At 53.9% G+C, this 17,261-nt stretch carries 20 protein-coding genes and 1 tRNA gene; 9 read left to right on the forward strand and 12 right to left on the reverse strand.

Annotated elements, in window-relative coordinates:
* Positions 1 to 110: 110 nt before the first annotated feature.
* Positions 111 to 1,211: a hypothetical protein gene (locus Q3Y58_RS13590; protein ID WP_319622609.1), complete on the forward strand. Its 1,101-nt coding sequence runs from the start codon at positions 111 to 113 to the stop codon at positions 1,209 to 1,211.
* A gap of 45 nt (positions 1,212 to 1,256) precedes the next feature.
* Here the strand turns inward: Q3Y58_RS13590 and Q3Y58_RS13595 are convergent, their stop codons facing one another.
* Together Q3Y58_RS13595 and thrS are read right to left on the reverse strand one after the other, a co-directional pair.
* Entirely contained in the window at positions 1,257 to 2,090 is an 834-nt protein-coding gene (locus Q3Y58_RS13595) for a lysophospholipid acyltransferase family protein (RefSeq protein WP_319622610.1), read from the reverse strand.
* Positions 2,091 to 2,246: 156 nt separating this feature from the next.
* The gene (gene thrS / locus Q3Y58_RS13600; RefSeq protein ID WP_319622611.1) at positions 2,247 to 4,190 is read right to left on the reverse strand and encodes a threonine--tRNA ligase; all 1,944 of its coding nucleotides are present in this window, start codon (positions 4,188 to 4,190) and stop codon (positions 2,247 to 2,249) included.
* Positions 4,191 to 4,386: 196 nt separating this feature from the next.
* Between thrS and Q3Y58_RS13605 the strand changes: the two genes are divergently transcribed.
* A complete protein-coding gene (locus Q3Y58_RS13605) occupies positions 4,387 to 5,724 on the forward strand; it encodes a glycosyltransferase family 4 protein (protein ID WP_319622612.1) in 1,338 nt (445 codons plus the stop codon).
* A 14-nt stretch (positions 5,725 to 5,738) separates the two neighbouring features.
* Here Q3Y58_RS13605 and Q3Y58_RS13610 read toward each other — a convergent pair whose 3' ends face one another.
* The gene (locus Q3Y58_RS13610) at positions 5,739 to 6,161 is read right to left on the reverse strand and encodes an ASCH domain-containing protein (protein WP_319622613.1); all 423 of its coding nucleotides are present in this window, start codon (positions 6,159 to 6,161) and stop codon (positions 5,739 to 5,741) included.
* Between the two features lie 40 nt (positions 6,162 to 6,201).
* A tRNA-Tyr gene (locus tag Q3Y58_RS13615) sits at positions 6,202 to 6,286 on the reverse strand.
* A gap of 336 nt (positions 6,287 to 6,622) precedes the next feature.
* On the opposite strand from Q3Y58_RS13615, the gene Q3Y58_RS13620 reads away from it, so the two are divergent.
* The gene (locus tag Q3Y58_RS13620) at positions 6,623 to 7,069 is read left to right on the forward strand and encodes a hypothetical protein (RefSeq protein ID WP_319622614.1); all 447 of its coding nucleotides are present in this window, start codon (positions 6,623 to 6,625) and stop codon (positions 7,067 to 7,069) included.
* Between the two features lie 7 nt (positions 7,070 to 7,076).
* Here Q3Y58_RS13620 and yidD read toward each other — a convergent pair whose 3' ends face one another.
* Positions 7,077 to 7,400 carry a membrane protein insertion efficiency factor YidD gene (yidD, locus tag Q3Y58_RS13625; protein WP_319622615.1) on the reverse strand — a complete coding sequence of 108 codons (324 nt, stop codon included), beginning with the start codon at positions 7,398 to 7,400 and terminating at the stop codon, positions 7,077 to 7,079.
* A 66-nt stretch (positions 7,401 to 7,466) separates the two neighbouring features.
* Positions 7,467 to 7,910 carry an iron-sulfur cluster assembly scaffold protein gene (locus tag Q3Y58_RS13630; protein WP_319622616.1) on the reverse strand — a complete coding sequence of 148 codons (444 nt, stop codon included), beginning with the start codon at positions 7,908 to 7,910 and terminating at the stop codon, positions 7,467 to 7,469.
* Positions 7,911 to 8,179: 269 nt separating this feature from the next.
* Here Q3Y58_RS13630 and folE point away from each other — a divergent pair, with 269 nt between their 5' ends.
* From folE to Q3Y58_RS13645, 3 genes are all read left to right on the forward strand, one after another.
* Positions 8,180 to 8,809: a GTP cyclohydrolase I FolE gene (folE, locus tag Q3Y58_RS13635; RefSeq protein WP_319622617.1), complete on the forward strand. Its 630-nt coding sequence runs from the start codon at positions 8,180 to 8,182 to the stop codon at positions 8,807 to 8,809.
* Positions 8,810 to 8,849: 40 nt separating this feature from the next.
* Complete coding sequence (gene hisI / locus Q3Y58_RS13640) at positions 8,850 to 9,323, forward strand: phosphoribosyl-AMP cyclohydrolase (protein WP_413697822.1); 474 nt, start codon at positions 8,850 to 8,852, stop codon at positions 9,321 to 9,323.
* 83 nt (positions 9,324 to 9,406) lie between these two features.
* Positions 9,407 to 10,477 carry a patatin-like phospholipase family protein gene (locus tag Q3Y58_RS13645; protein ID WP_319622618.1) on the forward strand — a complete coding sequence of 357 codons (1,071 nt, stop codon included), beginning with the start codon at positions 9,407 to 9,409 and terminating at the stop codon, positions 10,475 to 10,477.
* Positions 10,478 to 10,533: 56 nt separating this feature from the next.
* On the opposite strand, the gene Q3Y58_RS13650 is transcribed toward Q3Y58_RS13645, so the two are convergent.
* Both Q3Y58_RS13650 and Q3Y58_RS13655 read right to left on the reverse strand, forming a co-directional pair.
* Positions 10,534 to 10,965 carry a CBS domain-containing protein gene (locus tag Q3Y58_RS13650; RefSeq protein ID WP_274218698.1) on the reverse strand — a complete coding sequence of 144 codons (432 nt, stop codon included), beginning with the start codon at positions 10,963 to 10,965 and terminating at the stop codon, positions 10,534 to 10,536.
* A 130-nt stretch (positions 10,966 to 11,095) separates the two neighbouring features.
* Positions 11,096 to 11,863, reverse strand: a complete 768-nt coding sequence (locus tag Q3Y58_RS13655) for a rhomboid family intramembrane serine protease (protein ID WP_274218697.1) — start codon at positions 11,861 to 11,863, stop codon at positions 11,096 to 11,098.
* 473 nt (positions 11,864 to 12,336) lie between these two features.
* On the opposite strand from Q3Y58_RS13655, the gene Q3Y58_RS13660 reads away from it, so the two are divergent.
* The 3 genes from Q3Y58_RS13660 (at position 12,337) to Q3Y58_RS13670 (ending at position 14,779) form a co-directional block, all read left to right on the forward strand.
* Positions 12,337 to 13,032 (forward strand): PAS domain-containing protein, encoded by a 696-nt coding sequence (locus tag Q3Y58_RS13660; RefSeq protein ID WP_274218696.1) that lies wholly within the window; start codon positions 12,337 to 12,339, stop codon positions 13,030 to 13,032.
* Positions 13,033 to 13,125: 93 nt separating this feature from the next.
* Positions 13,126 to 13,755 (forward strand): PilZ domain-containing protein, encoded by a 630-nt coding sequence (locus Q3Y58_RS13665; RefSeq protein ID WP_319622619.1) that lies wholly within the window; start codon positions 13,126 to 13,128, stop codon positions 13,753 to 13,755.
* A 400-nt stretch (positions 13,756 to 14,155) separates the two neighbouring features.
* Positions 14,156 to 14,779, forward strand: a complete 624-nt coding sequence (locus Q3Y58_RS13670) for a transglutaminase-like cysteine peptidase (RefSeq protein ID WP_319622620.1) — start codon at positions 14,156 to 14,158, stop codon at positions 14,777 to 14,779.
* Positions 14,780 to 14,855: 76 nt separating this feature from the next.
* On the opposite strand, the gene Q3Y58_RS13675 is transcribed toward Q3Y58_RS13670, so the two are convergent.
* The 4 genes from Q3Y58_RS13675 to cysE all read right to left on the reverse strand — a co-directional run bounded on the left by Q3Y58_RS13675 (position 14,856) and on the right by cysE (position 17,124).
* Positions 14,856 to 15,389, reverse strand: a complete 534-nt coding sequence (locus Q3Y58_RS13675; RefSeq protein WP_319622621.1) for a gamma carbonic anhydrase family protein — start codon at positions 15,387 to 15,389, stop codon at positions 14,856 to 14,858.
* A gap of 52 nt (positions 15,390 to 15,441) precedes the next feature.
* Positions 15,442 to 15,756: a DUF6949 family protein gene (locus Q3Y58_RS13680; protein ID WP_274218692.1), complete on the reverse strand. Its 315-nt coding sequence runs from the start codon at positions 15,754 to 15,756 to the stop codon at positions 15,442 to 15,444.
* Between the two features lie 220 nt (positions 15,757 to 15,976).
* Positions 15,977 to 16,192 carry a DUF3126 family protein gene (locus Q3Y58_RS13685; RefSeq protein ID WP_274218691.1) on the reverse strand — a complete coding sequence of 72 codons (216 nt, stop codon included), beginning with the start codon at positions 16,190 to 16,192 and terminating at the stop codon, positions 15,977 to 15,979.
* Positions 16,193 to 16,275: 83 nt separating this feature from the next.
* Positions 16,276 to 17,124, reverse strand: a complete 849-nt coding sequence (gene cysE / locus Q3Y58_RS13690; protein WP_319622622.1) for a serine O-acetyltransferase — start codon at positions 17,122 to 17,124, stop codon at positions 16,276 to 16,278.
* Between the last annotated feature and the right edge of the window lie 137 nt (positions 17,125 to 17,261).

A 17,261-nucleotide genomic window follows, 5' to 3' on the forward strand; every position in this document is an offset into this window, starting at 1 on the left:
AATCTAAATGTGACAGGCTAGTTTCGAGTTCACCCTCGCGGCATGTTTTTTGTCGGGTGTCGCGTTGAGGTAACACTCAAAATAACGTGTATCAGAGAGCGCAAAACGTGGTGCTTAGAACAAAAACATCTGCTTGCAGAACCCTTTCGCGCATCACAGTGGCTTGTGTCACTGCTGCGTTTCTTCAAGCGGGCGTTTCTTCAGCGACACAGGCGCAGCCGGTCGTTCCGACCGCCAAGCCGGATCTGCCGTTCGCGCCAGAAGTTCTCGACATGAACCCACGCGGCGGTGCGGCAGGACCAACGGGCGCACCTCCCATCAGCTATGATCCCCTAAGCGGCTATCAGGGCCAGTCTCTTGCACCAACGCTCGGAGCAGGAAACCTCACATATGCCCCGAGCTTTGCATTTGAAGTGCAGAGCAGCGCTGAGGTCGATCAAGCAACCCTTTATCTCGTTGCAAAACTGACGGAAGACACCCCCAACCTGACCAAGGGTCTGGTTTGGCGTATCTTTAATGCCAATCCCCGTGAAGATGGCACCTACGAGCAAGCAGCCGTGATCAAGGATAGCGACGCAGAGGTTCGCTTGGACCCAGGTGTCTATCTGGTGCACACAAGCTTTGGCAAGGTGACAGCCACGACCCGGCATGAGCTGACGAATGGCGTTACAACCGGCACAATCGTTTTGAACGCAGGCGGTATCCGTCTGGATGCGGCGCTGTCGGGCGACCAGCCACTGAACGATGAAACCGTGCGCTTCGACATCTACGACATGACCTACGATGCCTTGGGCAACCGCAACCTGATCGCTGGCGATGTGAAGCCGGGAGAGCTGGTGGCCATCGGCGCAGGCACCTACCACGTGGTCAGTCGCTATGGAGACTTGAACGCCGTCGTACGCGCTGATTTGCACGTGCAGGCAGGGAAGCTGACCGAAGCCACACTGCACCACCGCGCAGGAGAAGTGACGCTCAAGCTTGTCAGCGGGAAGAACAAGATCTCTCTGGCAAACACCGCTTGGACCGTTCTAACCCCAGGCGGTGACACCGTAGCCTCAGGAAACGGCGCCTTTCTCGACCTCACCCTCGCCGAAGGCACCTATGAAGTGCTTGCCCGAAATGGTGCGGTGACCTACCGCGACACCTTTGAAGTCAAGAGTGGCTTCAGGGACGTGGAAATCGAGATTGATACAGAAAAAGCTCAGCGCTAGGCTGAGCTTTTTGCTTTTAAGATCCGAGATCAGACCAAACTCTGCCTAAGCAGAGCGGCGCAGCTCTGGCGGCGCAAGCGCATGAACACGCTCATGCAGATGGTCGATCACTTCCTTCTGATTGCCAAACGTACTCAGCTCTTCAAAGGGAATTGCCTCCCCAACTCGAACGGAAATACGTGAGCCCACAATCCGGCGAAACTCGCGGATGAGCAAAGAAAGGCGCAGCGTCAGAGACAGGCGGCTTGCCATATGGAACAGCGGAGAGTTTTGCCCCTCAAAGAAGACCGGCAGAACCGTTGCTTTCGCAGAGCGGATAAGCTTTGCGGTAAAGGTCTTCCAAGGCAGCTCTTCGGCCCGTCCAAATGGCTTCTTGGCTGTCGCAACCCCGCCACCGGGGAACACGATGATTGTGACGCCCTCTTTCAGCAGACGTAGCGCCTCCTGACGGGTGCGCATGTTATTGCGCAGCGCTTCGGCAGTTTCCTCAAAATCAACAGGGAGCGAGTAAGGGCGGATCTCCGGAACCTTCAAGAGCTCGTTGTTGATGAGAATGCGGTAAGGGCGATCAAGCTGCTCGCAAAGCGCAAGCATAGCCAAGCCGTCACCAATGCCAAACGGATGGTTGGCAATAACGACCAACGGACCATCAGGCATTTGCTTCGGAGGCCACGTAGAGCCGCTTACCGAAAGAGACACATTTATCAGATTAAGCAGCCCGCCCCATTGATAAGGCGTACTACCAACAATCTGTTCCCTCCAAATTTCATAGAGACGCAGAAGCTTCTTCCGTCCAGATAGCCCCTCAACACCTCGAATGATCCAGCGCTTCAGCCTTGGATGGTCGGCGTTAGCGTAGCTGAATTCTGCGTATTCCAAATGTGACCTCCCCAGTACACGGGCATAGCCTAGGTAACGAACAATAAATAGGTCGCCACCTAAGCAAACAATCGTGAAACTCTGGCGACAGCAAGCGAAAAGAACAGGGTTGGCAACATTTTTTATCACCAACCCTGAGTGTCATCGGCGAAAAGTTTAGGCGTCTGCCTTCAGATCCGGCGCAATCGCCTCATCCTTCAGGCTTTCGATCGCCTCTTCCAGTCCCATCATTTTTTGGTCGCGGGAGCCAAGACGACGGATGCTCACCGTCTTCTCTTCTGCCTCACGCTTCCCAACAGCAATGATCACTGGAACTTTCGCCAAAGAGTGTTCACGCACCTTGTAGTTAATCTTCTCGTTGCGAAGATCAAGCTCACCGCGAAGGCCAGCCGCTTTCATGGCTGCATGAACTTCTGCAGCATACTCATCCGCATCAGAGGTGATGGCAGCCACTACAAACTGCTGCGGCGCGAGCCAAAGCGGGAAGTGACCTGCATAGTTCTCGATCAAGATGCCAAGGAAACGCTCCAAAGAACCACAGACAGCGCGGTGCACCATCACGGGCTGCTTCTTTTCGCCATCCTTGTCCACGTAGAACGCGCCAAAGCGCTCTGGCAAGTTGAAGTCCACCTGAGTGGTACCACACTGCCATTCACGGCCAATGGCATCTCTCAAGGTGTACTCGAACTTAGGGCCATAAAACGCGCCCTCGCCTTCCAGAATGCCGGTCTTGATGCGGCCACCTGAGTTTGCCTCAATCTCTTTGAGCACTTCACTCATGACCGCTTCAGCGTGATCCCAGACCTCGTCACTACCAACACGCTTTTCAGGACGTGTTGAAAGCTTCACCACAATCTCTTCAAAGCCAAAGTCTTTGTAAACAGACAGGATCAAGTCGTTGATCTTGTGGCATTCCGCGGCAAGCTGGTCTTCCGTGCAGAATACGTGCGCATCATCCTGGGTGAATGCGCGAACACGCATCAAACCGTGCAGCGCGCCGGATGGTTCATAGCGCGAAACAGCGCCGAATTCTGCCATACGCAAAGGAAGATCGCGGTAGGACTTAAGGCCATGCTTGAAGATCTGCACGTGGCCCGGGCAGTTCATTGGCTTGATGGCAAAGACGCGATTGTCTTCGGTCTCGGTGGAGAACATGTTCTCCCGGTACCATTCCCAGTGCCCAGAGGTTTCCCAAAGACCCTTGTCCAGAATCTGCGGAGCGTTCACCTCTTGATAGTCATCTTCAAGACGTCGGCGCATGTAATCGGTCAGACTACGGAAAAGCTGCCAGCCCTTGTGGTGCCAGAATACAACGCCCGGCCCCTCTTCCTGAAAGTGGAACAGGTCCATCTCGCGGCCGAGCTTGCGGTGATCGCGCTTTTCCGCTTCCTCAAGCATGTGAAGGTAAGCCTTGAGGTCCTTCTCGTTGGACCAGGCAGTACCGTAGATGCGGGTAAGCATCTCGTTGTTGGAATCACCACGCCAATAAGCGCCAGCGACCTTCATGAGCTTGAAGGCAGACCCAACTTGATTGGTGCTTACAAGGTGCGGGCCGCGGCAAAGGTCAAGCCATTCGCCCTGCTTGTAGATCTTGACGGTTTCACCTTCAGGAATCGCATCAACGAGCTCGACCTTGTAGGCCTCACCCTGCTCAGCAAAATACTCTTTCGCCTCTTCACGGCTCCAGATTTCCTTGGTGAACTTTGCGTTGCGCTCAATGATCTGACGCATCTTTTTTTCGATGACCGGCAGATCTTCCGGCGTAAACGGCGTGTCGCGCTTGAAATCGTAGTAAAAGCCGTTCTCGATCACCGGACCAATAGTCACCTGAGTGCCTGGCCACAGCTCCTGTACCGCTTCAGCCATAACGTGAGCACAGTCGTGCCGGATCAGCTCAAGCGCACGCGGGTCATCACGGGTGATGATCTCGATTTGGGCATTATCATCAATAGGATCGGAAAGGTCGCGCAGGTTGCCGTCAATCGCCATTGCCATGGCTTTCTTCTGCAACGACTTTGAAATGCTTCCAGCAACTTCCAGGCCGGTTGTACCAGCTTCATACGCGCGCACCGAGTTGTCAGGGAAGGTCAGCTCAATCATATCGTCTCTCCAGCTCACTCCTGCAGACAAGGCAGGTAAGCGGTTTGGGGGTTACTTTGCCCGGGTTCCTTACAGAATTTTTGGGAGCTGGTCCAGTAATCATGGGTCAAGCTCAACAAATTCAGGAGATTGTCGAAGCAAAAAAACACCACCACACTGACCTTAGCGTAAGGGGTAGGTTCAAAGGGGTGTTTGTATGCCACAGGGAAGCGGAGAACTGCTGTTCGACCTGACAGAACTAAAGGGCACTCGAAAATCAACACCTCAACCAACTGGCATTCAACGCACCGTCCTCGAAGTGGCACAAGCTCTGTTCCAAGGCCACACCCCAGTTGATTTCATCTGCTTCCACGAAGCAACGCAGACCTACCATTATGTGGACCCTCTCAAGTTCTTCGACCATCAAGAGCCCTTTCCTTATTGGACAAGCGATTGCCTGGGACTTTCATTGCCAGAACCATGGCTGGAAAAGTACCAGTCTCGCCCTTTTCGCCGCGCGTTTCACAGCACTAAGCATGCAACTCAGCTGCTTATCGCCCGCGCGACAGGAAAACTGAACGGTGAGGCCCTTTTGGAACCTGTTACCGGCACCATGGCACCCATACTGAACATGGGCGGGATTGACAGCCAGCTTCGGCTTTGCCGTTTTGCCGAGGCGCACGACCTTCTGGACCTAACCTATTGCTACATCCATGATCTCATCCCGGTTCGGGTCCAAATGGGGCACGTCACAGCTGGATCAGGCAAATGGCAGCAAGACCTGACCCAAGTCCTTCTCCGAAAGCCTCACATTCTCACCAACTCAGAGTTCACCCGAGATGACATCACACAGTTCCTGATCGAGCAAGGACTGCCGTTTCCACGATTGCTGCAAACAGTAGCCCTCGCCCACGAGCTGCGCTTTCCTCAACTGGAGACCCCGCGCCTCAGAGAGCTGCCGAACCACTACTTCCTGCTCGTTGGCGATATCAAACACCGCAAGAATGCCCTCACCGTTTTCAAGGCCTACGAGACCTTGGCACGAAGAGGTATGCCGATTGAGTTGCCTATGTTGGTTTTGGCAGGAAACATTGATCCGAAAGAACTGGAGCGCATGATCGACGACCACGAGCTGGAGACCATGGCGCGCTACATCTTTGTGGTACCAAGCCCGGATCAGCAAACACTGGCAGAGCTCTATCGCAAAGCAGAGGCGCTGATCTACCCCAGCCTGTTTGAAGGATTTGGCATGCCAGTTGGAGAAGCTCTTTGGATGGGCACCCCAGTGCTCGCCTCTAACACCACTTCGATTCCCGAAGTTGGCGGCAAGTTCGTTACCTACTTCGACCCTTACAGAACGGAGTCCTTGGTAACCTGCCTCAAGAAATTCATAGAAGCGCCAAGCAGCTTCCGGAAGAAAGTCCCGAAAAGAGAGGCATTGCGTAACTGGCACATGGTGGCTGAGGATCTCTGCCAGACCCTAACACGAACATGGCCCGGTCGGCCAAAGAAAGCAGCGAGTGCCGCCCATCGAACCAGCAACGCTGCAGGCTGAACAACCAATCTAACTTAGTTGACGGTATCCTGGCCGGATTTCTTGAAGATTTTCACGAGCCGGAAGTACTCACAGACCAACTTCATGTCCGGAGCGTAGACACCAAGACGCTCGAAATAGCGCTTGTGCCCCACTTGCCAATGCTCAAGGCTCAAGTCGCCTTCGCCCTCAAGCACGGCCCAGACCTCATCGATCTCATCAAAACGGCGGATGGACACGTCGATCAGCTCGATCACGCAGCCCGGTTGCCCTGCACCATCTAGCACCAGATACTGCTCTCCAGCTTTTGGAATAGGCAGACCTTCGCTCTCGTAATACTGCAAGTCACCACAGGTCGCCGTTTTCTGACCAATGAGAACAAGCTTCAGAAGTTCATCAGCAAGCTCTGGTGTATCGCCAAAAGAAAAGCTTGGAAGATCGGAGGGAACTGATGCCATCGTGTCCACCTTTCTAGCTACTCTCAATTTTGAGGGAAGGTGGTGGAGGAGGTTGGATTCGAACCAACGTAGGCATAGCCAGCGGATTTACAGTCCGCCCCCTTTAGCCACTCGGGCACTCCTCCGTCGCGTTGTCGGTGTCGACCGCGTCGTGTGGGTGGCCTTATGCGAATTCGTGCGCTGATTGTCAACGCCACTTTTGAAAACTGTCCACTAATTAGCCGTCATAGCCTTGGAAAACTCGGCTCATACCGTTTTTATGCCTAGCAAACAGCAGGTTATTCACATGCGATCCGGCTAAACCCTGACCTGCAGACCATGACCATAAGTAGCTTCTGGTTAACTGAAGCACATCAAACAACCACTGATTGCTAGACCTACAGCCCCCCGATAAATGAAATAGGCAAGCTTCCGCAAGGTGAGCGCCAAACCCATCCGACACGGCCAAACAAGAGATAAAAATGACAGCCACGTCGTATTTCGTTCTTAGCCTCTCCGCACTGCTCGCGTTTACCGCCGCATCACAGGCTCAAGACCTCCTCGGAAAGACGCTGACCCATGCCTGGCAGGAAGCCAAGGCTGATGGCGAGGCAATAGAAAAACGTTTTGAAACGTTCTTTTGCGAAACAGACAAACTGGTCTGGAACGACGTCACAGAGATTTCTGCCCCGAAGCACGGGGTAGCCAGCTACACAATGACGCAGATTTCACCCGATATCGCCCAGTTAACCTGGAGGGGATCACCTGAGAGCCAACAGCTTGGCTATGTCTGGACGCTCGATTTCAGTCAGGGAAAGGTCTATGGCGTGATCATCAACGCCGATGCGGACCGAAACGTGACAGTTGAGGGAACCTTCGAGGTGCTCAGTGGGGTGACGCCCACCGAAGGACGTCAAGGGTGCCAGTAAGGAACCGTTACCCGTCCAGACGCGTTGCAGGGTCGATATGATCGCTGGTCCAAAGACCATAGCGCCAAGGTGCATACCAACGCCCGGCAGAAGGCAGCAAATCTGGCACGGGGTCATAGCCGCTACCACCGAGTGGGTTGCAACGGGTGATCCGAGACAGCCCCATCCACCCCCCGGCCCAAAAACCGAAACGGCGGATGGCAGTCTCAGTGTAGCTGGAACAGGAAGGGGCATATCGGCAGCCACGGCCCAAGATCATGGAGAACGTGTACTGATAGAAGCGGATCAAGCCGATGGCGACAAAGACGCCCGGCCCTTTTCTCTCTGTCACTTCAGCGTGATCTTTCTGGTCTTCCTGTGTTTTCGGAGATTGAGGACCGCAAGACATGCACATGGCTCAATCGTCCACGCCCGCATCGGCTTCGGCGTTTTCGATCGCCTCGACAACAGCATTGAAGGCAAGCATCGTGGAGGCATGACGGGCCTTGTAGTCCTTCACCGGCGACAGAAACTCCAGTTCCGAGAACCGGTTGGTTGGCGGCGGACCATTTTCTTTCAACATGGCTCTCAACTGATCGCGAGCCTGAACCAACTCACCTTTGGAGGCTCCGATGACATGACGACCCAATATTGAGGCAGAGGCCTGCCCAAGAGCGCAAGCCTTGACGTCCTGCGCAAAGGCGACAACCCGATCCTTTTCCATACGAACATCTACTGATACAGTCGACCCACATAGTCGCGAGTGCGCCTTCGCACATCCCTGAGGGTGCTCAAGGCGACCGAGATGGGGCACATTGCCGGCGAACTCAAGGATTTTCTGATTGTATATGTCGTTAAGCATCTGGGCCTCTTGCTGGCACTGCGTCTTTCATCTATCAGATATCTAACCTATATAGGCCCCTGTGCCGAGTAGTTTTAGAGCCCTGACCATAGCCGCTTTTCTTAGGCGGATGAGTGAATTGGCAAATACAAAACACGTGGCACTAATCCTAGCAGCAACGTGGGACGTAAGAATTGAGGGTTGCACGAATACGTGGTGTGGCCTGATGATTTGAGTAACAGGGACCTTCCGGACAATAAACGTTCGCCGGGTAAAGTTGGAGAACACATATGGATGCTGTGCTGAGAACGGTTGAGAGCGAAGACCAAGAGCAGCTAAACAAAAAGCGCCGCCCAACCCGCGAAGAAGCTGAAAAAGCAGCACGCGTACTATTGGAATGGGCAGGTGACGATCCGGATCGCGAAGGCCTGATCGAAACTCCCAAGCGCATGGTCAAAGCGTTTGATGACCTTTTCGCAGGCTATCGCGAAGATCCAAAGGAGCACCTTGAGCGCACCTTTGAAGAGGTTGGCGGCTACAACGACATCGTATTGCTCCGCGACATCGACTTCTACTCTTTCTGCGAGCATCACGTCCTGCCCTTTAAGGGCAAGGCGCACATTGCCTATTACCCTTCCGACCGTGTGATCGGCCTGTCAAAGCTGGCGCGCGTCGTGGAGATCTACGCCCGCCGCCTGCAGACGCAGGAGAACCTCACCGCTGAAATTATCGGCGCCATTGAGCAGCATCTTGCACCACGCGGTATCGCCGTCATGCTTGAAGCTGAACATCAGTGCATGGCCATGCGCGGCATCCAGAAATCTGGCGTGAGCACAATCACGAACCAGTTCACAGGCATCTTCAAGGAAGACCCAGCTGAGCAGGTACGATTTATGACTCTGCTGCGCGCGGGCTCTTAACTCCGACGGAAAATCACCAATCCCCGAAAGTCCCAATCAAATGTCTGAGACCAAAGACATGAGCGGTTTTGTGCCCTCCAGCGACCTCTCGAAAGAAGCCATGGAACATGGGCACATTCTTGCGCCCAAGTTCGATAAGGATGGTTTGATCCCGGCAGCTGTAACCCATTTCGACACGGGCGAGCTGCTGATGGTCGGCTATATGAATGCCGGAGCGCTGGAGCGCACAATCGAAACCGGGCATGCCTGGTACTGGAGCAGATCTCGCCAGGAATATTGGAAAAAGGGGGGAACTTCCGGGCAAGTGCAGGAAGTGGTCGAAATCCGTACTGATTGCGATCAAGATGCTATCTGGCTTCGGGTTCGAGTCGCCGGGAACGGCGCAACCTGCCACGTCGGCTATCGTTCTTGCTTCTATCGCACCATCAAGACAGACGAAGATGGCAATCCACGTCTGTTTTTTGCTGAAGCGGACCGTGTTTATGACCCTGATGAGGTCTACGGTAAGAAATAGTCGACGAAAGTTGAGTTCACTCAAGTGTATCTATGCCCTGGCCTTGTGATGCAAACGCCAGCTAGCAAGAACGGAGAGATTGAGTGTTAGCAAACTTTCCCCGCTGGCCTTCCAAGAAGGACGGCCCTGAAGAACGTACAGAAGGCCTGCTCGAAGGCGACATCGAGTTGCAAGACAAGCAGGAAAGCAGTTCGCCGCAAGCCAAGCCAGAGCGACCAAAACTCGGCTTTGCTCTTGGCGGCGGTGCAGCTCGCGGCTGGTCCCATATTGGCGTGATCCGCGCCTTTGTTGAGAATGGCATTTCACCAGACCTCATATGCGGCACGTCCATCGGCGCGGTTGTCGGCGGCTGTTATCTCGCGGGCAAGCTGGATGAACTGGAAGAATTCGCTCGTTCATTGAGCCGTCGGCGGGTCTTCGGACTCATGGACCTGTCAATTGGCGGGTCGGGGCTCATAGGCGGTCAGCGCTTGCGTGCTCGGCTTGAATCCCATGTTGGTGACATGCTTGTCGAGGACCTGAGCCGCCCGTTTGCGGCCGTTGCGACAGAGCTTGGAACAGGGCATGAAATCTGGATCAAGTCAGGCTCCCTCGCCCACGCCCTTCGCTGTTCATATGCGCTCCCCGGCGTCTTCGAACCTGTGACACTGGGCGGGCGCTGGTTGGTGGACGGAGCCTTGGTAAACCCGATTCCCGTCTCTGTCTGCCGGGCACTTGGTGCACGGGTCGTTGTGGCTGTAAACCTGAACTCAGACACTTTTGGCCGCGGCTCAACTGTGATCCATGACCTGCCCCCAGCCCCTCCTGACGCGCTGCCCGAGGTTGAGCAGCAGATGAAGGACGCCATGGGCAAGACCATGGGCAAAACGGCCAGCCGTATTTTGCGCCGCCACTTCTTGAATGGCAGATCAAATGGACTCCCTGGTATTTCCGGGGTGATGATGGACAGCTACAACATCATTCAGGATCGCATCGGTCGCTCCCGATTGGCAGGCGACCCGCCAGATGTTGTCATGAGCCTTCGACTGGGCCATTTGGGATTGTTTGACTTTCACCGTGCTGATGAAGCCATAAAGGTGGGCTATGAAGCTGGACTGAAAGCGCTGGATGAAACCCAGTCCTGCCTGGACCATATTCCAAGAACGCACGTCTAGCGCCCAGCACCAGTGGCGCGGCGCCTCAAGTGATGAAGCGGCGCGCCAAGGTCATCTCAAGCTGTATGGATGTAGCTTCGAAGCTCTTCTGCCTCGCGCTCGATCTCGGCGATCCGGTATTTGACCACATCGCCAATTGAGATCAGGCCGCAAAGCTTCCCGTTCTCGACAACAGGAACGTGACGGAACCGGCCTGCGGTCATCTTGCCCATCACGGAGTTGATGGTGTCTTTCTCCGAACACGTGATAACGGTCTCGGTCATGTACTCTGTCACCGGGCGTTCCAACGCCTCGGAACCATGAAGGGCAATGGCCGACACGATATCACGCTCGGAAAGAATGCCAGCGATTACACCGGGCTCTCTGCAAATGACAACCGCACCGATACGGCGACCGCCCAAACTTGCAGCGATTTCCGCAAGCGTCTTGTCTGCGCTTTCCGTGAAAACCTCGCGCCCCTTGCTATTGAGTATAGCAGCAACTGTCATGGCATTCCTCCTCTTGCCCCTTCATCGCGCTGTGCTCACTGCCTAAAATGGCACTGTGATAACGCAAGGGTATCTTAGGCAAAAAGAGTTCCTCTTGCATAGCCCCTACAACGTCAAGGAGCCATGACCATCAAGTGCTTGGGGTGAAGTGCCGAGGGACGGGATCAAACACAGGAAACAGCAACAAACCCGCCACAAAACCACCGACATGGGCCTCCCAAGCAATAGAAGAGCCCTCACCCGCCAATGGGGTAGACCACAGGCCGAAAAGCAGATTGATGCCGAACCAAGCAATGGTGAACCCCAGAACCTGCGGGTTTCGCAGAGCTTCCGCAAGAGGCCGTGCAGGCAACCTATAGGCGATGCTGTCTGGCGCACGAACCACCCCAAGCGGGCCACCGAAATCAAACACAAAACGGATCGCCCCTGCCATATAGGCTGAAATCGCTGCTGAAGCGCCAATCACGGGAACCTGGTCGCCCCAGTGGGTGATCAGGTGCGCACCAGCCCCGGCAATGGCGGTGAGAACCGAGAACAGCAGAAAACGGCCTGTACCAAACCGTCTGGCGAGAGCCGTGCCGAATATCGCCATCCAAAGCACATTGAAAATGACATGGGTCCAACTGCCATGCAGGAACGCATAGGTCACAAAGCTATAGATACCGCTGAAAAAGCCACCAGGCCACTGCGCTGACGATGCAACCTCGGGCAGATAGCGCACCGGCCAGAAAGCAAACATGAAAAGGCCGAGAAGATCAGTCTGCGGGTCTAGCACCCAAATGCGCAGGGCGTGAATGCCGATCAGCAGCGCCGCCAGTCCAACAATCAAACCGGGTAGATTGAAAACAGGCTCGGAGGGAGCCGCGGTTTCATTTTGGGACACATCAGGATCTTCCATGGGGCCTCTCAGTCATGTCGTGCCATTCGAGGTATGGTAGTGCGCTTTGCAGCGCAAGTTTATTTTCCGTAATGCAGCTGGCAACTAATGGAGAAAACTCATCCCCACCGTCAGCTCGGCACAATCTCGTCATGGCTGTATTCGCGCGGACGACTTCAACCTTACAGCGGAAACGCACTGTAAGAAATCACAGGAACACAGGTAAATTCCGCAAGCGTCAGGCCAGTTTTAGCCTGTATTTGTTAACCACCAAATACTAACCAGTTGACATAAAACCAAAGCGGAACGCGGCAAAAAGACTTAGAAATTTTGTCCTTCAGGATGAAAATACCCCGGAAAATCATCAGGTTGGCACGCCCCCTGCTTAGTAAGTGGCGAAGTCCGACGGATAGTTAATTTTGTCTATAAACAGGACACTATCCGGCGATTGCTTAATTCGGTAGTTAAAATGCCATTTGAGGGGACGCAGACAAATGAAACATGGCGCGACACGGACGCTCTATCAATACTGGGACGGGATCCGCGACAATCGCCCAGCACCAGAGCGCGGCGACATCCACCCTGCTGCAATAAAATCTGTTCTTGGTGACACCTTCATTTTGGAAGTTAAATCACCCCTTTCCTACAAGTTTCGCCTTGCCGGAACTCGCCTGTGCTCAGCATTCTGCAAGGAACTCAAGGGCCGAGATTTTCTCAATGGCTGGTCGAACAAGGACCGCGAAGCAATTGCTGCCGTCCTGTCCACCATCATCAAGGATCGTGCAGCCGCAGTGATCGGCATTCAGTGTGAAGCCGCTAAAGGCTACAAGCTGGATATGGAAATGCTTCTGCTTCCAGTGCATGTGCGCGGTGAAGGGTGTACCCGTGTTCTGGGCTGTGCAGTCCCCATGCAACGCCCGATCTGGCTCGGCTCCACGCCCATCACAAATCAGAGTGTCACATCGCTCCGCCTGATCTGGCCGGACGATGATCTGGATCTTCGGGACGTGCCAGTTGAAGTGCATCATTTCAAATCCTTCAGCCGCAATCGCTCACGGCCTGGTGTTACCATGGACACAACGCCTCAAGTTGAGCGCCCTGCTGCCGATGCTGCTTACGCGGGCACCTTTGGCCACGCACGACGCGTAAAACACCTGCGTGTTATCGATGGCGGGAAGCATGCCCTATAAAATTGGTGGGAAATTATATTCTGTTAACCGTGTGGTCCTAGGTTTCCATTAAGTTTAATTTGCTTAACCATAAATCGGAATGCAGAGGCTCTGATGGGGTCAGATAGATCGGCATCTAAAATCTTGAGCAAAATCGCCGCGAAAAACCCAGATCGTCGGCGTTTTGCTCGTGTTAATGTCGACATTCTCGGGCGCTTCATGCTTGAAGATCGCCGCGAATACCCGTGCCAGGTAGAGAACATGTCTCCAGGTGGTGCTGCAATTATCGCTCCTGTATCCGGAACGCTAGGTGAGCGGGTCGTCGCTTACCTTGACCATATCGGCCGGGTTGAAGGCAAGATCAGCCGCCACATTGATGGCGGTTTTGCCATTGAGTTCAACGCCACCCCGCGCAAACGCGACAAGTTGGCGAACGTCCTCACCTGGCTCGCCAACCGTGATGCTCTCAACCTGCCGGAAGACCGTCGTCACGAGCGCTTCATTCCCAAGAACAAGCTTACCAAAATCGTTTTGGCGGATGAACGGACATATGAGTGCCGGATTATCGACGTCTCCCTTTCAGGCGCCGCTTTGAAAACTGACGTCCGCCCTGCTATCGGCTTGGAGATTGCTCTAGGGAAAATGAGAGCCCGTGTAGTACGACATCTGGAAGATGGTATTGCAGTGGAATTCGCGTCGATCCAGAATCAGAAACTTCTGGAGCACCACATCGCACCAGATTGAGTCAGTTTGGGCCAAAGACAGGCCGGAATCGCACCCTATCCTAGGTTAGGGCCAACTGACCCAACACAATCCAGACTTTAAGACATTCACGGGTGAGCGTTAAACCAATTTCTTTGATTTGGTAAAGTCACCAGCAAGGTTAACCAGTCAACAATGGCAGCTTAGCCTTATATTAAGCTTGATTTGGCGTTTACCATAAACTCCGAAATAATTATATCAATTAAATCAGATAGTTATTTTAATAGCAATTTTATTTATTTTTGAATTAAATTTGAGCCTGATTTAAATATAAATTACCTCGATATTTATTCTGATTTGAGTCAATCTCGACGAGAGCGTTTTAAAGGCTATAAAAGCTCCTCGACCAGTGTGTTCCGTGAAAAAAGCGGAGCACATATCAATGGCTTTCCATAAGAAAATAAAATCCGTTTGCGGTGCAGGCCTGTTGGTTATCGCGATGGGCGGAGCAAGTGCTGAAGCTGCGCCTGCGCTCGGCCGGTTCATGCCTATCCTGGGTGAAACCAATGCCCCTTCCGGACACATGGAATTTTGCGACATGCGCCCCGGTGAATGCTCCGGCCCTGACGGCATGCCCGTCGTTGTCAAACTCGACGGTGAACGCTGGGAAGAGCTTGTCCAGATAAACATGAAGGTGAACAAAGCCGTACGCCCCACAACAGACCAAGCTCAGTTTGGTGTCTCCGAGTTCTGGACCTATCCGACCGATGGCGCGGGCGACTGCGAAGAGTATGTGCTGGAAAAGCGCCGCATCTTGATGGAAAACGGTTGGCCAAAGAGCGCTCTGCTAATCACCGTTGTGAAAGACACCAAGAATGAAGGCCACGCAGTGCTCAGCGTCCGCACGGATCAAGGCGACCTCATTCTGGATAACCAGATGCAGGCGATCCTGCCTTGGTACTCAACGCCTTATCGTTTTGTGAAACGCCAGTCGAGCCGTCACCCGGCTAAATGGGCCGCAATTTCTGACCGCCGCGTCTCTACTGTGGCAAGTATTTCCGAATAAGTCCCCAACCTCTATAAGAACAGCAAAGGACCCCGCTTGGGGCCCTTTGTTTTTTTACGCAGGTCGTCCTAAAAGGCTACTGACCGGCCAACTCCAACCCGTTCCGGAACCGGCGCCAGTTTTGAACGTAGACGTCGGCAGAGCGTTGCAAACCCGCCACCTGCTCCTCGCTCAAGACTTTGATCACCTTTCCAGGCATACCCACGACAAGAGATCTGTCAGGAATGACCTTACCTTCTGGCACCAACGCGTTGGCACCGATGATGCAATTCTCGCCGATTTGCGCCCCATTCAGCACAGTAGCGCCCATTCCCACCAGCGAACGGTCGCCGATGGCACACCCATGCAAAATAGCCTTATGGCCGATCGTGCAGTTCTCACCTATTGTCAAAGGGTATCCCGGATCCGTGTGAAGTACGGCGCCATCCTGAACATTTGAACGCTGCCCAACGCGGATCAGCTCATTGTCGCCGCGCAGCACCGCCCCGAACCAGACGCTTGCCTCATGGTCCAACTGGACGTTCCCAATGACCGCAGCATCTGGTGCAACCCAATACTCGCCAGAACTTGGCAACACCGGTTGTTTTCCATCAAGTCCGTAAAGTGGCATGCCCCCTCCTCCCGTAAATCTTTGTGTATCTTCAACGGGGAATGGGATGCAGTCAAATCGCAAAGGCAATGGTCAGCACGAACAATCCCGACAGGACACTCCACATGAAAGAGAGCACAGCAGAAGCCATAAGCCACCCGACTGGGCGCCGCTCTATCCAGTAGAGCCGCAGGCCATTGCGCATGAGGATAAAGGGGCCAGCCATCAAGATGAGAAGGACCGAACCCACTGCTTTCACCGCGTTGTCCATGGTCATCATGAACTTCGGCGCTTCGCCACTAACGAGCTGATAGAAACTTCCAACGATACCGGCCGTTACAAAACCTGAAAGAGCAATAACAACGGCAACAAACAAATTATCAAACACTGACTTCCCTCCAAAGCTTAACAAGAAGTAAAGCAAGGGATGTGCCAGCATAGCAGCTACAATCTTGACGCTATATCATTGAAATATATGGGCTTGCCCGCAATCCCATTTTGATACGGCAGAAGTTCACCAGCGCTTTCATCCCACTTCGGGACAGTGGGAACAGGCAACAAAAAAGGGGCCATAAGGCCCCCTAATCGTCGCATAATCAGCGAGAAGATCACATGTCTTCGACGTCGATCTCCAAGATCGCCATCTGGAAGTTCCAGCTCAGCTCGCCATCTTCCTCATCACGGAAAATGATGCCGAGGAACTCGTCTTCCATATAGACCTCAGCAGAGTCGTCCTTACGCGGGCGCGCCTTGACGGCAAGACTTGGCGATTTGAAAGCCTTGCGCAGATAAGCTTCCACTTTGCGGATTTCATCGGGCTTCAAGGGCCTACTCCTGTAGATTTCTTATTGGTGTCTCGTGGTGAACCTATACAAATCCGCGCTGGTGCCAACCCCCGAAACAGCGATTATCCTTGTTTGTTTTTCGAAGGTTTTTCTTGACCTTCGCCAAGCATTTGATCCATCAGCCGGCTTGGCTGCGAGCATCCAGCCTCGCCCACAACTTTTGCCGGAACGCCAGCAACAGTCGTACCCGGTTCGACTTGTTTCAGCACCACGGAGCCGGAGGCAACCCGCGAGCAATGGCCGATCTCGATGTTGCCGAGGACCTTCGCCCCTGCTCCAAGAAGAACTCCCTGACGGATCTTCGGATGCCGGTCACCCTTCTCTTTTCCTGTTCCGCCGAGTGTAACACCTTGCAGGATGGAAACATCATCATCCACCACAGCGGTGCCGCCGATCACAATCCCGGTGCCATGATCAAGGAAGATACCGCGCCCCATCGGCACAGCCGGGTGAATGTCCACCTGAAACACTTCCGAGCAGCGGCTTTGAAGATAGAACGCAAAATCACGCCGCCCCTTTTGCCACAACCAGTGAGCCAGACGATGGGTCTGCAGCGCGTGAAAGCCTTTAAAGTACAACAGCGGCTCAAGGTATCGACAGCAGGCTGGATCACGATCGAACACCGCCGATATATCGACCCTGAAGATCTCTGCGAGAACGGGCTCGTCCTCAAGCGCCTCCAGATAGGTCTGTCGAATTAGGGAGGATGAAACCACAACATGGCCCAGACGGTCCGCAAGACGATGAACAATTGCGTCTTCAAGGGTGCTGTGATGCAAAATGGTTTCGTAAACGAAGGAGGCCAGTGCAGGCTCCGACGCCGCCATTTCCTCCGCTTCCTTGCGAACAGCTGCCCAAACCGGATCATGGATGGCCAGCGATTGCTCAGGATTTTTGGATGTCTGCGACATCAATCGGTCCTTTCACGCCACATACACGGCGAAAGTTTTAGCATGAAAACAAAAGCTGCCAAACCAACGCCACTCAATAGGGATGTGCTGAAACAACCTCTATTTCAAGTCCCGATAAATTTCCAGAGAGCCGGCTC

The organism is Nesiotobacter zosterae, from assembly GCF_033843645.1.
GTDB classification, from domain to species: Bacteria; Pseudomonadota; Alphaproteobacteria; order Rhizobiales; family Stappiaceae; genus Pseudovibrio; species Pseudovibrio zosterae.

What these genes read in the sequence shown, in the direction of transcription:
- Q3Y58_RS13605 (WP_319622612.1), top strand. Translation starts at nt 4,387, where the DNA reads ATGCCACAGGGAAGCGGAGAACTGCTGTTCGACCTGACAGAACTAAAG.
- Q3Y58_RS13675 (WP_319622621.1), bottom strand. Translation starts at nt 15,389, where the DNA reads ATGCCACTTTACGGACTTGATGGAAAACAACCGGTGTTGCCAAGTTCT.
- Q3Y58_RS13630 (WP_319622616.1), bottom strand. Translation starts at nt 7,910, where the DNA reads ATGCTTAACGACATATACAATCAGAAAATCCTTGAGTTCGCCGGCAAT.
- Q3Y58_RS13655 (WP_274218697.1), bottom strand. Translation starts at nt 11,863, where the DNA reads ATGGAAGATCCTGATGTGTCCCAAAATGAAACCGCGGCTCCCTCCGAG.
- Q3Y58_RS13670 (WP_319622620.1), top strand. Translation starts at nt 14,156, where the DNA reads ATGGCTTTCCATAAGAAAATAAAATCCGTTTGCGGTGCAGGCCTGTTG.
- Q3Y58_RS13610 (WP_319622613.1), bottom strand. Translation starts at nt 6,161, where the DNA reads ATGGCATCAGTTCCCTCCGATCTTCCAAGCTTTTCTTTTGGCGATACA.
- thrS (WP_319622611.1), bottom strand. Translation starts at nt 4,190, where the DNA reads ATGATTGAGCTGACCTTCCCTGACAACTCGGTGCGCGCGTATGAAGCT.
- folE (WP_319622617.1), top strand. Translation starts at nt 8,180, where the DNA reads ATGGATGCTGTGCTGAGAACGGTTGAGAGCGAAGACCAAGAGCAGCTA.
- Q3Y58_RS13620 (WP_319622614.1), top strand. Translation starts at nt 6,623, where the DNA reads ATGACAGCCACGTCGTATTTCGTTCTTAGCCTCTCCGCACTGCTCGCG.
- hisI (WP_413697822.1), top strand. Translation starts at nt 8,850, where the DNA reads ATGTCTGAGACCAAAGACATGAGCGGTTTTGTGCCCTCCAGCGACCTC.
- cysE (WP_319622622.1), bottom strand. Translation starts at nt 17,124, where the DNA reads ATGTCGCAGACATCCAAAAATCCTGAGCAATCGCTGGCCATCCATGAT.
- Q3Y58_RS13665 (WP_319622619.1), top strand. Translation starts at nt 13,126, where the DNA reads ATGGGGTCAGATAGATCGGCATCTAAAATCTTGAGCAAAATCGCCGCG.
- Q3Y58_RS13650 (WP_274218698.1), bottom strand. Translation starts at nt 10,965, where the DNA reads ATGACAGTTGCTGCTATACTCAATAGCAAGGGGCGCGAGGTTTTCACG.
- Q3Y58_RS13660 (WP_274218696.1), top strand. Translation starts at nt 12,337, where the DNA reads ATGAAACATGGCGCGACACGGACGCTCTATCAATACTGGGACGGGATC.